Genomic DNA, 16,561 nt, shown 5'->3' with positions numbered 1-16,561 from the left:
TGAGGGCAGAATAGTTGAAAGTGGGGAATCGCGCATGCGGTTTAAAGATGTGTTTTCTATTATTGGGCCCAGTATGGTGGGGCCGTCGAGCTCTCATACCGCTGGGGCCGTGCGGATCGGAAGGGCTGCGCGGCGCATATTTGGAGCATTCCCTGATCAAGCGGAAATTGTGTTCTACGGTTCTTTTGCTGAAACCTACCGGGGCCACGGCACCGATCTGGCTGTCGTGGGCGGATTGCTCGATTTTGCCACGGATGATATGCGTATCCGGAATTCGATCGAGCTTGCCGAAGCGGCAGGCATTGAACTTAAATTTAAGACGGCACAGAATGTGGCCTTTCACCCCAATACCGTGGAGTTGAGGCTGACGGACGGCGATCATACCGATGTCATTGCAGGCGCTTCCATTGGCGGAGGCAGCGTGGAAATGCTGCGCGTGAACGGCTTCGACGTCAAGTTTACGATGAATTATCCGGTGCTGCTGGTCTTTCATGACGATACGCCGGGCATGGTCGCGCATATCACCCGGCTCCTGGAGGCCGGCGGCGTCAATATTGCCTATATGGATGTCGACCGCAAGGGAAGAGGCGGTGATGCCATGACGGTGGTGGAGTCGGATGAAGCGGTTCCGGCTGAGTTGATGAAGCATATCGAAGGGTTGCCGAGCGTGCACCGTGTCGTCGTTGCGGATTTGACAGTAGAGGAGGCGCAGTCATGAAGTTTTCTACGCTGGAGCAGATCATCGCATGCTGCCGGGAGGATCAGGTTACGATTGGCCAGCTGATGCTGAATGAACAGATCAAGGAAACGGGGAAAAGCCGGGACGAGACGTTCAAGCAAATGGCCGATTACTACGGCATCATGAAGGAAGCTGTGCACCGGGGGATCCATGAACCCGTCCCTTCCAAAAGCGGCCTGACCGGCGGCGATGCCGTACGCGTCCATCAATACATGAGCAGCGGGATACCCGCGCTCGGTACGGACGCCTGCACGGCACTGGCCTACGCCCTGTCCGTGTCTGAAGTGAATGCCTCTATGGGGCGCATCGTGGCAACGCCGACGGCAGGCTCCTGCGGCATTATCCCCGGGGTGTTCGTCAGCACGCAGGAACGCTTCGGCTGGGAAGACGAGCATTTGGTGATGGGGCTGTTCAGCGCAGGCGCGATCGGTTATGTTATCGCCAACAACTCGTTTATTTCCGGTGCGGAGGGCGGCTGTCAAGCCGAAGTTGGCTCAGCCATCGGTATGGCGGCAGGTGCTTTGACTGAACTTCGAGGCGGCACGCCGGAGCAGGCAGTTCATGCTGTTGGACTTGCACTGAAAAACTCTTTGGGGCTCATCTGCGATCCGGTTGGCGGACTGGTTGAGATCCCTTGCATCGTGCGCAATGGCTTTGGGGCCGTGACAGCACTGGCGGCATCGGATATGGCGCTTGCCGGTGTACGCAGTGTCATTCCATCCGATGAAGTTATTGACGTGATGCTGGAAGTCGGCACGGCCATGCCGTCCAAGCACAGGGAAACGGCGAAGGGTGGTCTTGCGCAGACGCCGACCGGCAAGAAAATCCTGAAGGACTTGTACGGTAAGGAAGGCAAGAAATTGCGGGAAAAGGGTGCCAAAGCAAGGAAAGACGAAATGGGTGAATGAGTTCACACTCATTTTCATAAAAGCCCAAGGCGTCAGGCTTCTCTAATGTACGATGAGGAGGAGAAGAAATTTAACATGCTCCGTGAGGGATTTCATTATGAAATCCCTCATTTTTTTTAGATATTTCTACCGCTTTAGCATTTTCCACATGTATGAAAAGCCTGATACTACGCGGTTTTTTGGCATTTTAATGGCTTGGGTGAGAAAAAACAGCATCTCGCCGAAATACGCTTCTTTACGAAACGTGAAAGCGTTTTTATGATGTGGATGGATAGAAAAATCCGTGCCGGAGGATCGGTATCGGCTGCCGAGTGATTTTAGAATATTCCCTGCGCTGAGCTAGGGATCTTCGCCAACAAGGAGGAGTGGTAGGGAGCATCTTGCTATTTGAAACGTAGTCCAGATGAATAAACCAACACGCACAGATGAGAAGAAATAACGGGGGTAGAGTAGCGATTACACAGATTCAGTCAGCAGCATGTAAATGATCTTTTTAAAGGAGGAACGAAAATGACAAAAAAGTGGTTTCGTATGGCACTCGCATTCACACTGATAGTTTCGATCCTGGCCGCATGCAGCGGAGGGGGTAAAGAGGCAGCTCCCAAAACGGACGGAGACAAAGCCCCTCCAACGGCACCGGCAGATCCGGATCAATATGGGGATACTGGGGGTCTCGCGCTTCCTTTGGTCGATAAACCGACAACGATCAATTGGATGGTCGTCAGCGAGAAAACCAACCTGAATGATTCCCTGCTTGCAAAGGAAATCGAGAAGCGAACCGGCATCAAGGTGAATTTCCAAGCCTATTCTTCGGCTACCTTTCAAGACAAACTGAAAGTAACCGTTGCTTCCGGCAAGCTCCCGGACATTATCCACGGGCTAACGCCTCCGGAGCTGAAGAAGATCGGCAAGCAGAAGGCGGTCGTTGCCATCAACGAATATCTCGACATGCTGCCGAATTTTAAAAAGATGTATGTCGATGAGAATCCGTGGGTCATTCCGTCCTACGGAGACGAATCCGGAAACATCTATACCTGGCCGGTTGCAAACATCAACCGTGACGTTAACCACGGCTTCCTGTACCGCAAAGACATCTTCGATGAGCTGGGCATCAAGGAATGGACGAATACCGATGAATTCTATCAGGCACTCAAAAAGTTGAAGGAAGCCTATCCGGATTCCTATCCTTACGCCTCCAAGACGAAAGAACACATTTTCCGCGATTGGGCCTTCGGCTGGGGAATCGGCGGAGCCAACTATCCGACGTATTACGACGAGAACGCCAAGGCGTGGAAGTACGCTACTATACAGCCCGAGCATAAAGAAATGCTCGATTTCATGAAGAAGCTGTACAACGAGGGACTCCTCGATCCGGAATTCATGACGGACACCGACGATTCCTGGACGGCGAAAATGACGTCAGGCAACAAATCCTTTGTGACCTATGACTGGATCGGACGTTTGGACCTGTTCTACAACCAGGTCAAGGACCAAAACCCGAACTATGATCTGAGATACGGCAACCCGGTCGGACCGACCGGCAACGGCAAGACGATCGAGAGCATTACGAACGGCTTCAGCATCGCGGTAGCCAACAACGACAACAAGGAAGCTGCCCTGAAGCTCCTCGACTACCTGACGAGCCCGTCCGGCGCAACGCTGGTAACGATGGGCGTGGAAGGCGAGACATTCAAGATGGAAGGCGATAAAGCCGTCTATCCGGAGCTGACCGACGTGCCGCTGGTGGACATCAGCGTGCTGGAGGACCGTTATGGTCTGTGGCTGCAAGGTCTGTATGTCAACTCCGATAAGCGCAGCGTGTACTTCAACTACACGGAGAAGGAACAGGAGGCTCAGGATAAGCTGCTGAACGGTAATAAATTCGAGCCGCTGGATCCGGTCGTGAACTTTACGGATGATGAAACCGCAACAATTGCGGAGATTCAAACCTCGCTGAAGAAATTGGCGGATGAATTTAACGCGAAATACATTCTCAACAAAAATTACGGCGATGCGCAGTGGCAGCAATGGCAAGCGCAAGCCGAGAAGCAGGGAGCCAAGCAGATCGTCGATATTTTCAACGCAGCCCAGAAGAGATTGGATGAAGCCACGAATTAATCGGCGGAAGAAATAGGACTGATGGCGGCATCCGGGTACAACGCTCGGGTGCTGCTCATCATCTTAAGGAGGGAACACCATGTCAAGTGCAGGGACAGAGACAAAACTGGCCAATCCCCGCGGCGGGCTTGGAAGAAGAATGGCTTCGGCCTTTCAGCATATGAAACGGGACAGACAACTGTTGATTTTATTTATCCCGTGCCTGTTATTTTACATCATTTTTCGTTACGGGCCCCTGTACGGCTTAATCATTGCCTTCAAGGACTACAGCGTATTCACTGGTATCATGGAGAGCGACTGGGTAGGGCTCAAGCATTTCGAGAAATTCTTCAACAGTCCGGATTTCTGGCTGTTGTTCAAGAATACGCTGCTTCTCGGCGTATATAATCTCATTTTCGGGTTTCCATTTCCCATCATTCTGGCGATTCTCTTAAACGAGGTCAGAGTCAAATGGTTTAAAAAGTCGGTTCAAACGCTCAGTTATCTTCCTTCGTTCCTGTCGGTTGTCATTATCAGCAGCATGATTATCGACTTCCTGTCGCCCAATCAAGGAATCATTAACCAGCTTATCGCCGCGCTAGGCTTTGAGAAGACGTACTTTCTCATAGAACCGAGCTGGTTCCGAACCATCTATGTTTCATCGGACATCTGGGCAACCGTCGGTTATGAGGCTATCATCTATATGGCTGCGATCGCAGGAATCAGCCCGTCGCTTTACGAAGCGGCCAAGGTGGATGGTGCCAAGAGGCGCCATATGATCTTCAGAATTACGATTCCCGCCATTCTGCCTACGATTATTATCATGTTTGTCTTGAAGACGGGATCGATGCTCCGGATCGGATACGAGAAGGTACTGCTGCTTTACAATCCGATGACCTATGAGGTAGCAGACGTATTCTCGACTTATGTCTACCGAAAAGGGCTACTGGAGAGCAACTACAGCTATGGTGCAGCCGTGGGCTTGTTTGAAGCCGTTGTCGCTATGATATTGCTGCTGTCCTCCAATTACTTCAGCAAGAGACTGGGAGGTAGCGGACTATGGTAAACAACAAACGATTTGGCCTTCGGAACATCTCGTTATTCGGCATCATCAATACGCTGATTCTGACGTGCCTTGCCATTATTACCGTGTACCCCGTCGTATATATCACCGCCGTTTCCCTCAGTGCGACTTCCGAAGTGGTGCAAGGGAATATCACCTTGTTTCCCAAGGGATTTAATCTGGACGCCTATGCCCAGGTGCTGAACGATGACCGGGTGCCGCGCGCCTACCTGAACACGATTTTTTATACCGCGCTTGGTACGGTCATTAACCTGCTGCTTACGGCAGTAGCGGCATATCCGCTCGCGCGCAAAAATTTCTTCGGGCGCAAGTTTTTCCTGTTGGCGATCATCATGACCATGTTCCTGAATCCGGGGATCATTCCGAACTACCTGATCGTATCGGAGCTTGGCCTGCTGGATAGCGTATGGGCACTCGTGCTTCCGAATGCGATCTGGACCTTTGAACTGTTAATCCTCAAAAGCTTCTATGAGAATATGTCGGAGTCCCTGCGCGAGGCAGCCGTTGTCGACGGTGCTTCCGAGTATCGCATCCTGTTCCAGATCGTGCTTCCGCTGTCCAAACCGGCGCTGGCCTCGATCGGATTGTTTTACTTCATGGGTCATTGGAACAGCTTCTTTATCCCTCTGATTTATCTGAACGATGCGAATATGTATCCACTCCAGGTTGTCCTTAGGGATATGCTGATTTTCAGTGAGAACGGAAGCAACCCGAGTCTGGTGGACGCGTCGGCGCTGGCGCCTCAAGCTATGAAGAATGCAACAATCGTGTTGTCCATGATTCCGGTGCTGCTGATTTATCCGTTTGCTCAGAAGTATTTTGCCAAAGGAGTCATGCTCGGTTCCGAAAAGGGATAACGGGAAGGTGCCGGGGGCTTTCATGTTGAATATGAAGGGATGACATCCAAGAGAGGTGAATCCGTATGAATCGATTGATCGCCAACAGAGGATTGCTCCAGATTTTCTTCGCTCTGCAACTGGTCGTCGGCATCATGTTCATATTCAATTACATCGTGTACAAGAATTCCATTACGGGAATTTACGACAAGGTGAGCGAGAACAACCGGATGGTGATCAGAAACATTATTCAGTCGTTTGATACCAGTTTCTCCTCCGTCAACAATTTAATTTTTAACATTCATGCGCTTCCTTCAGACCGGATGCAATTGGATAACGGCATGCTGGACATGGAGAAGGTCATTTCCCTTCAGGATAGCGTCACCAGCATAGTGTCCAATGTGGACATCGTGGAAGATGTGGTCGTCTCTTTCGACAATCATGATTTGGCCATTACGACACGGGGGACCAGCAATCTGGACGCTCTGTTTGACAGACGGTACAAATCCCAGAAGTTCAACTCGATGTTCTGGAAGACGTTTACCCGATCGGAGCACGAGCTAACGATCTTTCCAGCAGAGGTTTATGCGGATCAGAGCAGCGGGTATGGCCGGAATTTGATGATTGCCGTGGACGGCAACAAGGTCAGGATGTCGAACAAAAACCTCATGGTCATGATCAACGTGAACCGGCTGCTTAAAGGGATCGATTTGAACTCGATGATTCCCGGTGCCTCGCTCATCGTGCTGGATGCGAACCGGAACGTCATCTTGAGCACCGAGAAGGATCTGGATCTGGTAGGCATTCTTAACGACGTATACTTTAACCCGTCGCAGGAAGCCTCCCTCACACACGATGATTTTGAGTACAATTTTTACAAATCGGATTATAACGGTTTTATTTATATCAACAAGCTGCCTTACAAGTTTCAAAATATCGATTCCGTCACCAATGCCAATACGTGGATCATGTACGGCGCGATTGCGTTAAACGTCATTCTGTCGGTGCTGCTCAGCATTTATCTGTACCGGCCGGTGAAGAACATCGTGCAGCTGCTCGGAGGCAGTTCGCTGAAAGGGAATGATTTTGTAAAAATCCAGAGCGGCATTATCAAGGTCCAGCGGGAGAATGAATCCTTGAAGAAGCAGATGGACCTGGTGGATGAAGATATTCGCCGCGGCGTGTTTCTGCAAACGCTGGACGGCCATCACCATTCACGCGAGCAGGAAATGCAGATGCAGAAGCATTACACGCATTTTTTCCAGTGTCGGCATTTCATGATGGCGGCCGTATATTTGCAGCCTGCCGGCAAGGGGGCAGCCAAGGCGGATTTTGTCCTGGAAGAGTTGACGGCCCAGATCCGAAGCGGCCTGCAGGAACGCTATGAACATGTGGTGGTTTATCATATCGAAGAGCTGAGATTCCTCGCGCTTATCGGTTTGGATCAGCCGTCGGACCGCAAGCAGCTGGTACGAAAATTCGAAGAGTATATCGGCCTGTGCAACCAGGAGTTTATAGATACATTTATGGTGTGGGGCTGCGTTAGCCAGACGTATGAGTCCAAGATCAGCAATTGCTGCGAGGCATACCGGAACATTAAGGATGGCCGATTATACCGGAATGTGAATGCGGACACGGATATGGTTGATACAGAGCAAATCCGTTATGTCCCGGATATTTATTATCCGCTTCAGAAGATTGAGAAGCTAAGCAACTGCATGCTGAGCGGCAAGGTGGATGAAGGCCTGCAGATTGTGAGTGACATTTTTCAGCAGAATGCGGACCTTCATATTCATCATCATCAGATGGTGCACATTGCGAAGAGCATGTTCTTTCTGGTCATGAAGCAGGCGGATTCGCCGTCCGTTGATCGCAATGAGCTGTTTCAGCTGGAGAGTGATTTCATCCGCAAGGTCGATCAAGCCTTTACCTATGAAGAGATCCAGAAGGCGCTAATGGAAGTTATGCGCGTGGTGGCCAATACGCGGAACCATGATCCGCGGAGCAAGCTGAATCCCGCTTTCATCTCGCAATATATCGAACTGCATTATATGGAGAATTTGTATTTGGACCATATGGCCGAAGTGCTGGATACCAGCTCGAAATATTTCTCGAATTATTTCAAGAAGACATTCGGCGTGAATTATGTGGAGTATTTGAACAAGGTCCGACTATCGCACGCACGTGAATATCTCCGGAACACGGATCTCAGCATTGCCGAAATCGGAGAGAAGACGGGGTATTCGAACTCTTCCACATTTACGACAACGTTTAAGAAGTATAGCGGCGTCTCGCCGAGCGAATATCGGAAAGCATCAGGAAAATAAGGTGGAGCAGGAGGGTTCATATTGAAGGCTGTTGCCACGATTCATGGAAAAGTGATCGTTGATCAAATCGAGAAGCCGGCCGGATTGCCGGCAGGCCATGTGCTGATTCGTACCGAATACTCGGCGGTCAGCCCGGGCACGGAGATGATCTTTATACGAAGAGCATCGGATCAAAAAGTCATTATGGGTTACAGCGCCGTGGGGATCGTCGAAGACTTGGGAGAAGGCGTGAAGGGACTTGCCGTCGGTCAACGGGTGGCCTGCTATGGGGCTCCTTATGTGCGTCATGCCCAGTGGCTTACGGTGCCTTCCAATCTAACGGCGATTGTTCCGGATGGAGTGGACCCGCAAGAAGCGGCATTTGCGGGACTCGGAGCGATAGCGATCCATGCCCTGCGGGTAGCGGATCTGCGTTTTGGCGAATCGGCTGTGGTGGTCGGACTTGGCATACTGGGGCAGATGATTGCCCAGGTCGCGCACGCGGCAGCTTGCCCGGTTGCGGGATTTGATCTGAACCCGGAGCGGGTACAGGGAATGAAGCGGCATATTGCTTATGCCTACGATAACCAGGAGCAGCTTGAGCAGCAGATTCAGCGAATGACCGGTGGTCATGGAGCCGACAGCGTTATTCTATGTGCAAGTGGCCCTGGGGAAGAACTCATTAACTCTTCGATGACATGGATTCGGGATAAGGGGAAAATCGTCATTGTCGGCGATTTGTCCATGACGTACGCGCGGGACCGGATGTTTGGCAAGGAGGCGCAGGTGCTCATTTCGCGAGCAGGCGGTCCGGGCCGGTACGACGCAAGTTATGAGCTCCGCAATACGGATTACCCGATCGGCTTTGTGCGCTGGACGGAAGGTCGCAACATCGCCGAGTATATTCGTCTGTTGGCGGAAGGGAGAATATCGGTCAAACCGCTGATCTCGCATGTGATCCCCGTGGATGAAGCGGATAAGGCTTATGAGCGGTACGGCCCTGGATCAACGACGCTGGGGACGATATTTAACTACGTGGACAATGCGTGAATTCCGGGAATGGGATTCGCGGTAGAGGAACGAGAAGAGGAATCGTTATAGCTGTCTTTCCGAGCAGTAATGCCACTGCAGAAAGACGGCTTTTTGCGTGCGACGGGATCCGATCTGCCAAACTATTAATTTACAATAATATACAATTAAATTATACTAGTAGTAGATATGGATAATTTATCATTTTATATAGAGACATTTACATATCTAATCTTCTTAGGATTTATACATATAAGCAGCATTCCTCGTTTCCATCGATTTTGGAAGGGTGGTGGTTTATTCGAAACCGTTTTACCAAACTGTAGCGGTAATGGCTTTCCAATTCGAAAAACAAAGGAGCGAAGCGTGATGAAAGTATTCCGAAATTCGATCATCCGTAAGTCGGCTGTGTTGTTCTGTGCTGTTCTACTGATCTTGCCAGCCGGATTGTCTCTGGCGGCCAACAAGCCGTTTCCCCAGCATACGTCGTATACGAGCGGTTCGATTAAGCCAAACAATGTGACGCAGTCAGCGATGGACAGTGCGGTCAAGAACAAATGGAACAGCTGGAAAGGGTCTTTCCTGAAGCCTGCAGCGACAGGGCAATATTACGTAAAATACAATTCGGCGGGTGAGACAGTGTCCGAGGCTCATGGCTACGGGATGCTCTTCACCGTTCTGATGGCGGGATACGACAGTAATGCCCAGTCGTATTTCGACGGACTTTATCGATATTATAAGGCGCATCCGAGTAATAACAATCCATATCTGATGGCTTGGAAGCAAAACAGCAGCTTTCAGAATATAGGGGGAGCCAATTCGGCAACGGACGGCGATATGGACATTGCTTACGCACTCCTGCTTGCGGACAAGCAGTGGGGAAGCAGCGGATCGATTAATTACCTCCAGGCAGCTAAGGATATTATCAATGCTATCATGAGCAGTGACGTTAATCAGTCCCAGTGGACGCTGCGCTTAGGCGATTGGGCAACAAGCGGCATCTTCGACACCGCCACGCGCCCATCGGATTTCATGCTGAACCATATGAAGGCATTCCGTGCGGCTACTGGCGATGCCCGTTGGGATAATGTCATTAACAAAACCTATACCATCATCAACTCCATCTATAACGGCTACAGCTCCAATACTGGCTTGCTCCCGGATTTCGTAGTCAAGTCGGGCAGCAATTATCAGCCTGCGGAAGGGGGATTCCTGGAAGGGGCGAATGATGGAAAATACTATTACAATTCATCCCGGACTCCTTGGCGGATTACGACTGACTATCTGATGACCGGCGATACGCGTGCGCTGAATCAATTGAACAAGATGAACACGTTCATTAAATCAGCTACAAGCAGCAATCCTGCCAACATCAAGGCAGGGTATAACCTGAACGGCACCGCGCTGGTAACTTATAACAGTGGGGCGTTCTATGCTCCTTTTGGCGTAAGTGCGATGACTTCGTCCAGCCACCAGAGCTGGCTGAATTCGGTATGGAGTTACACGGCGAATGCATCCGCAGAGGGATATTATGAGGAAAGCATCAAGCTGTTCTCGATGATCGTGATGTCGGGGAACTGGTGGACATATTAAACATCACGCCCTTTAAGTTTAAGGAATCATAAAATAAAACCCTGATCCGTTAAGGATCAGGGTTTTTTAGTTCTTTCCTACCAATGATTGATTTGTAGTAAAAAATAATAAGAATTTTGCATTGATATTTCACATAGAGCAATGTTAATATCTTATTAAATATAAAATGTTTTATATTAATATGAATTAAATTCGGGCTGAAGGCTTAACTAAGGGCATTGACATCTTGGTTTTTCTTTTTGTGAAGGGGTTTACAAGAATGAAATCGGGAACGAAGGGAGAATCGTATGCACAAGAGCATGGTGCGTAAGATGGCTGTGGCAGGGATAGCGGCAGTTTTACTGGTTGGAGGTTTAGGCTCAGCAGGTCAAGGACCTTCGGCGAGCGGTCCGGAGGTAAACGCGGAGGCAGCGCCGCTAAAGAAGGGGGAGAAGGCGCCTATATTCCGAGAGGCATCCGTTCATGATCCGTCCGTCATTAAAACAGGGGATACATACTATGTGTTCGGTTCCCACCTGGCCGCCGCCAAATCGAAGGACCTGATGAGCTGGGGCATGGTGGCGTCGGGGGTCTCGAATGGCAACCCGCTGATTCCGAACGTGACGGAGGAATTGAAGGAAACGCTGGTATGGGCACAGAGTGATACCTTGTGGGCAGCCGATGTGATTCAGCTGGCAGACGGCAAATTCTATATGTACTATAACGCCTGTAAAGGGGATTCTCCGCGATCTGCCATGGGGATTGCGGTTGCAGATCAGATTGAGGGGCCTTATAAGGATACGGGCATTATTCTGAAATCCGGCATGTGGGACGAGATCAGTGAGGATGGAACCATCTATGATGCAACGAAGCACCCGAATGTGGTGGATCCGGATGTGTTCTTTGATAAGAACGGCAAGCTGTGGATGGTATACGGCTCCTATTCCGGCGGGATTTTTATCATGGAGCTGGATCCGAAGACCGGAAAACCGCTGCCTGGGCAGGGATACGGCAAGAAGCTGCTTGGTGGCAACCACAGCCGGATTGAAGGGCCGTACATGCTCTACAACCCGGTGACGGATTATTATTATCTGTATCTGTCCTATGGCGGATTGGATGCGGTTGGCGGCTACAATATGCGGGTCGTCCGCTCCAAAAATCCGGACGGTCCTTTCTACGATGCGGAGGGCAACGATATGAGAGAGGTGAAGGCGGATCCTTCCCTTCCGCTCTTTGATGACCGGTCGATTGAGCCGTATGGCGTGAAGCTGATGGGGAACTATTTGTTTAAGCGCTTGATCGGCGATCCGGGAACGGGAATTGGCACGGGGGCCGTATCGCCGGGGCATAACTCCGTCTATTACGATGAACGGAATGGAAGAACATTCCTCATTTTTCACAGCCGCTTCCCACAGCGGGGGGAAGAGCATGAAATCCGGGTGCATGAATTGTATATGAACCAGGACGGCTGGCCGGTATCCGCTGCATACCGCTATGCGGGTGAAGAAGCCAAGGAATCCAAGAAAATCACGCCGAATGATGCAGCAGGAGACTACAAGCTGATTCAACACGGAAAAGATATTTCGTCCGTCATCAAAGAATCGGTGCCAATGGAGCTTCATAAGAACGGCAAAGTTACGGGCGAAGCAGAAGGCACATGGAAGATCAGCGGAAAGCGGGATGTGCAGCTTACCCTGGATGGAAAGAGTTATAAAGGCGTATTAACTCCGCAGTGGGATCCGGAAGCGAAGCGGCAGGCGATGACCTTTACGGCCCTCGCAGCCGATGGAACCGCCGTGTGGGGTGTTCGTCAGTTTGATCGGAGCGACAGGGAACTTGTGGATGCCGTGCAGAAGGACCTGTTCCTCGGGGATGTGAGCGGTGTGTTCTACGATCTTGATTTACCGTCAGAGGCTTCCGGCGGTGCGGTCATTCGCTGGAGTTCCTCTCATCCCGAGGTTGTATCAGCCGAAGGTAAGGTCCATCGTCCTGCTGCCGGGGACGCGAAGGTGACGCTGACCGCTCAGATAACGAAGGGTAAAGTGAAGACTTCCAAAGCCTTTGACGTGACCGTGCTGCAGCAGTCGGCAGGGCCGTTGCTGCTGAATTATCCATTCAGTGAGAATGAGGGTGGCTCGGTATTAGATAGCTCGGATAATGGATTTCACGGCAAGGTCCTTGGAGGGGCCCAGTGGAATGAGAAGAGCCGGCAGGGAGGCGGAATGGACTTTGGTGGGACAGACGGCTACATTGAGCTGCCGAGTCGGGTTACGGATACAGAGGACTTTACCTTTGCGGCTTGGGTATATTGGAAGGGTGGAGCACCCTGGCAGCGAGTGCTGGACGTAGGGAATGGACTTGCCAGGCATATGTTTCTGACACCATCCCAGCATTCGGGCGTTCTTCAATTCACGCTGCATGGCAGTGAGGGAGACCAGAGTCTCTTGTCAAAGGCACCGCTGCCGAGCCATGAATGGACGCATGTTGCGGTCACGCTGCAAGGGAATACCGGTAAGCTGTACGTGAACGGTCAAGTCGTTGCATCTGGTGATCATATGAAACTGAATCCGAATGAACTACTGGCAACGGAAGCTTATTTAGGTAAAAGCCGTTTTGCGGCCGACCCTTATTTTAACGGGAGCTTGGATGAGGTTCGGATTTATAACGAGGCGCTAACCGACAGCGAAATCAAGAAGCTGGCGGAATGACTTACACAGTGCAATCATGAGTTATGAGTTATGAGTTATGAGTTATGAGTTATGGGTTTTGAGTTTTGCGTGCAGACTACCGTCTGCACGCTTTTTTGTATTGGCGTTTAAAATAACGGTTGACAGAAGGATGTATATCAGATATCTTAATATTAAGTTAAGTGACTATATAAAAGTTAGTTGGTTGAAAGGAGTAAGTTTAAAGTGTTTAAACGTTAGCGAAGATGAAGCAGGTTAATCATTCTATATGTATATATCTTTAAATTAAGATATCGATGAATGCTATCGATGAATTTCTATAAATAATAAAAATGAATATGGAGGCGTATAAAATGGCTATAGATATTGGATTGTTGTTACTTCGTTTGGTGGTTGGGTTGTCGTTCATGGCGCACGGTGCACAGAAGCTGTTTGGATGGTTTGGCGGTTACGGGCCGAAAGGGACAGGCGGCTGGATGGAATCGGTTGGCATTAAGCCTGGTGTCGCAATTGCGGTGTTGTCAGGTCTGATGGAACTGGTTGGCGGGCTGTTGTTTGCTGCTGGATTTCTCACGGTGCTCGGTGCAGCGCTGATCACGCTAACGATGCTGGGTGCAATTGTGAAGGTGCATGGCCGGAACGGGTATTGGTCTACAGCGAATGGATATGAGTATAATCTGCTGTTGATCGCAGTCGCAGTTGCACTGGCACTCACGGGTGCAGGTGCATATTCACTGGATGCGGTAATCTTTAACTAATCGATAATGGGGGCGTGCAGATATGAGTGATCTGACAACATTAATTAAGAGCCGGAGATCGGCTAATCTGTTTATGGAAGGGATTGAAATCCCGGATAAGGATTTGAATGATATATTTAATGAAGTTAAATATGCACCTTCGGCTTTTAATTTGCAGCATACACACTATGTTGTAGTTAAGGATCCCGATATCAAGCACAAAGTTTATGAAGCCGCCAACAAGCAGCATAAGATACTCACCGCATCGGCCGTTGTCGTTGTGCTGGGGAATAAGCAGGCCTACCGGGAAATCGGGAAAATGAACGAGGGCTTTCTGAATTTGGGCGTGATCGACAAGCTCGAATATGACATGACGGTTGAATCCGTCACGAACTTTTATGAAGCGGGTGGAGAATCCTTTATGAGGGATGAAGCCATTCGCAATGCCAGTCTATCCGCGATGCTGATGATGATGGTAGCCAAGGACAAGGGGTGGGATACCTGTCCGATGATCGGTTTTGATCCCGTGGCTCTGCAGAAGGAACTGGATATCCCGGATGCTTATGTGCCTGCCATGCTGATCGCGATCGGCAAGGAAGATGCAAGAAAGCCACGTCCCCGGGGTTACCGCAAGCCCGTACTGGAATTTGTAAGCTATAATCAATTTTAAATGATGCATGATATGAGAGGGAGCTCCCGCTGCAGGTCTTTAGATCTGACGGGAGCTTTTTTTCATCCGCTTTGATAAACATTCCTCTCCGTTTTGACGATGATGAATATAAAGAGATCGGTGCAGCGCCAATCCTAAATATGATTGTATTCATTATATATGGGGGTGAACGAAATGAAGACGAGAAAGCGGGCGTATCAGCGATCCGGACAGATCATAGTGCTGGCTGTCATGACAATTATGTTACTGGTGGCATGCACGAAGGAGGTGCCGGGATCCATACCGCAAAATAGATCGACTGCCGCCGAGTTGAGCGCAGGAGAAGCTGGGAATCCATCGGAAATGCCGGCAGCGGCAACGGTAAGCTCGCGTACGGCATTCCAGCCGGAAGATCAAAGCAATCACCAGGTTAAGCAAGAAGCGGAGTCGCCAGAGGGGGAGTCCAATTATGACCCGATTGAAGCAGTTCTCAATATGTATGAGGCGCTTCAGGCTAACGATTCGACATTATATTTCCGTTATGCTGACATTCCGAGCGTTCGTATGTCCCCCGCCAAGCTGAAGGTGTTATTCGAAGAGGCTGGCAAGCGTGAAGTGAGACCGGAACGGTTCAAGCTTTTTGATAGAGAAGGGCTGGATCGGGAGAGCCGTCAGATGTTAGCTCTTACGTACGGCAGCCAAGCCGAAATTGTACTGGAAGAGCTTAGTCAGGGCGATCATAACCTGTGGTTTGTGACGGCGTTTACGGATGGACTTAAAGTGGTAGAGCAATCCACGGTCTATCCCGGAGCCTACGAGCTTGGAAGAGAGGCGACAATGGAAGAACTTATCGCGATAGAGATCCAGCATACGGCTGAAGATAGGGAATTTCTTGCGGCAAAAGCGAAGCAGCCTGTATGGAACCCGGTGCAGACCGTTTCCTTACTGTACCAGGCAGCGCAGGCGGAGGATGCAGAAGCCTTTTATGAGATGTCCGGTGGGGGCGAGGGATACTTTTCGGGTCAGTACGCCCGGGACATGGTGGAATTTACGGAATGGATGAAGTCTTTTGAAAGCGTGCAGCATATTTCAATCGAATCGGTTCCGCCGGAGAATATGGCCGGGAGTTATAGAGAAGAATATAATAAAAGCTTTGGCGACACATGGCAATTCATTGTGGCTTGGGACCCGAAGCATGAAGCAGGCTACCAAGGGACATACTGGATTATGGCGCCTAGCAAAGACGGAATTCAATATGTGGTAAAGCAGACGCTTACCGCCAATCTGGAATCTTTTTTCAAGTGAGGAATGGAATACATACATAGCGAAGACAAATATAGCAGCGCCGCTCATGAAGTGAACGATGACCAAATCGGGTCACAGTTCAAGAGCAGGGCTGCTATATTATCGTCAATGGGCTTGGTTGAATTACGGCTGAAGATTTTGGAGCATATCCATCGTTTCGTTTATTTTAGTAATGGTTTGAACGATGTTGGAATTCTGGAAGTCGGTCACTCCGTTTTGAATTTGATCCATGTAGCCGTTGATGTCAGTCAGCAGCGTGTCATTTAAACCGACCAGCTGTTCATGGATGTTCTGCGCAAAAGCAGGGGCTTCAATGCCGTTAAACTCCGAGATTCGGGTTTTCATCGCTTCGAGTTCCTTGGTCAGCGTTTCCTTGGCATCTGTATTCGTAGCGGCTTGTTGGGCAAGCTCCGGAATAGACTCGGCAAATTGGGATGTTTCATTAATAAACGTGGTAGCTTCTTTTGTATAATCCAAAGAATTGTTCACGCTGTCCACCAAGGAGCAGCCGGAGAGAACTCCCAGTACAAGTGAAATCAACAATAATCTTTTGATCATTCTCATCCTCCTGTCGTCTAAACACAGTTCTTATACGTTGTATACGTATGGCCA

The 16,561-nt window shown here is 50.0% G+C and carries 13 protein-coding genes; 12 read left to right on the top strand and 1 reads right to left on the bottom strand.

Features of this window, described 5'->3' with window-relative positions; genetic code table 11:
• Positions 1-34 precede the first annotated feature (34 nt).
• The 12 genes from sdaAB (at position 35) to AB4124_RS06920 (ending at position 15,949) form a co-directional block, all read left to right on the top strand.
• Positions 35-718 carry an L-serine ammonia-lyase, iron-sulfur-dependent subunit beta gene (gene sdaAB, locus AB4124_RS06975; protein WP_076322365.1) on the top strand — a complete coding sequence of 228 codons (684 nt, stop codon included), beginning with the start codon at positions 35-37 and terminating at the stop codon, positions 716-718.
• On the top strand, positions 715-1,647 hold the full coding sequence (gene sdaAA / locus AB4124_RS06970) for an L-serine ammonia-lyase, iron-sulfur-dependent, subunit alpha (RefSeq protein WP_339269880.1): 933 nt from the start codon (positions 715-717) through the stop codon (positions 1,645-1,647). Before sdaAB ends, sdaAA begins: the two co-directional genes overlap by 4 nt.
• Before the next feature lie 510 nt (positions 1,648-2,157).
• Complete coding sequence (locus AB4124_RS06965; RefSeq protein ID WP_441971969.1) at positions 2,158-3,765, top strand: extracellular solute-binding protein; 1,608 nt, start codon at positions 2,158-2,160, stop codon at positions 3,763-3,765.
• Positions 3,766-3,844: 79 nt separating this feature from the next.
• A complete protein-coding gene (locus AB4124_RS06960) occupies positions 3,845-4,810 on the top strand; it encodes an ABC transporter permease (protein ID WP_339269882.1) in 966 nt (321 codons plus the stop codon).
• Positions 4,804-5,685 carry a carbohydrate ABC transporter permease gene (locus AB4124_RS06955; RefSeq protein ID WP_339269884.1) on the top strand — a complete coding sequence of 294 codons (882 nt, stop codon included), beginning with the start codon at positions 4,804-4,806 and terminating at the stop codon, positions 5,683-5,685. Before AB4124_RS06960 ends, AB4124_RS06955 begins: the two co-directional genes overlap by 7 nt.
• A gap of 65 nt (positions 5,686-5,750) precedes the next feature.
• On the top strand, positions 5,751-7,991 hold the full coding sequence (locus tag AB4124_RS06950; RefSeq protein ID WP_441971967.1) for a helix-turn-helix domain-containing protein: 2,241 nt from the start codon (positions 5,751-5,753) through the stop codon (positions 7,989-7,991).
• Positions 7,992-8,012: 21 nt separating this feature from the next.
• On the top strand, positions 8,013-9,020 hold the full coding sequence (locus tag AB4124_RS06945; protein ID WP_441971965.1) for a zinc-dependent alcohol dehydrogenase: 1,008 nt from the start codon (positions 8,013-8,015) through the stop codon (positions 9,018-9,020).
• Positions 9,021-9,368: 348 nt separating this feature from the next.
• Entirely contained in the window at positions 9,369-10,592 is a 1,224-nt protein-coding gene (locus AB4124_RS06940) for a glycosyl hydrolase family 8 (protein WP_379414659.1), read from the top strand.
• Between the two features lie 287 nt (positions 10,593-10,879).
• Positions 10,880-13,279, top strand: a complete 2,400-nt coding sequence (locus AB4124_RS06935) for a LamG-like jellyroll fold domain-containing protein (protein ID WP_441971962.1) — start codon at positions 10,880-10,882, stop codon at positions 13,277-13,279.
• Between the two features lie 332 nt (positions 13,280-13,611).
• Positions 13,612-14,016 (top strand): DoxX family protein, encoded by a 405-nt coding sequence (locus AB4124_RS06930; RefSeq protein WP_076322356.1) that lies wholly within the window; start codon positions 13,612-13,614, stop codon positions 14,014-14,016.
• A gap of 22 nt (positions 14,017-14,038) precedes the next feature.
• Complete coding sequence (locus AB4124_RS06925; protein ID WP_213646390.1) at positions 14,039-14,665, top strand: nitroreductase family protein; 627 nt, start codon at positions 14,039-14,041, stop codon at positions 14,663-14,665.
• A gap of 174 nt (positions 14,666-14,839) precedes the next feature.
• Positions 14,840-15,949, top strand: a complete 1,110-nt coding sequence (locus tag AB4124_RS06920) for a hypothetical protein (RefSeq protein WP_441971959.1) — start codon at positions 14,840-14,842, stop codon at positions 15,947-15,949.
• A gap of 123 nt (positions 15,950-16,072) precedes the next feature.
• Here AB4124_RS06920 and AB4124_RS06915 read toward each other — a convergent pair whose 3' ends face one another.
• Positions 16,073-16,507: a DUF6376 family protein gene (locus tag AB4124_RS06915; protein WP_076322354.1), complete on the bottom strand. Its 435-nt coding sequence runs from the start codon at positions 16,505-16,507 to the stop codon at positions 16,073-16,075.
• Positions 16,508-16,561: the final 54 nt, after the last annotated feature.

The sequence above is a fragment of the Paenibacillus sp. 2KB_20 genome (genome assembly GCF_052115765.1).
GTDB lineage: Bacteria > Bacillota > Bacilli > Paenibacillales > Paenibacillaceae > Paenibacillus_AQ.
This window is presented reverse-complemented; position numbering and strand designations above follow the sequence as displayed.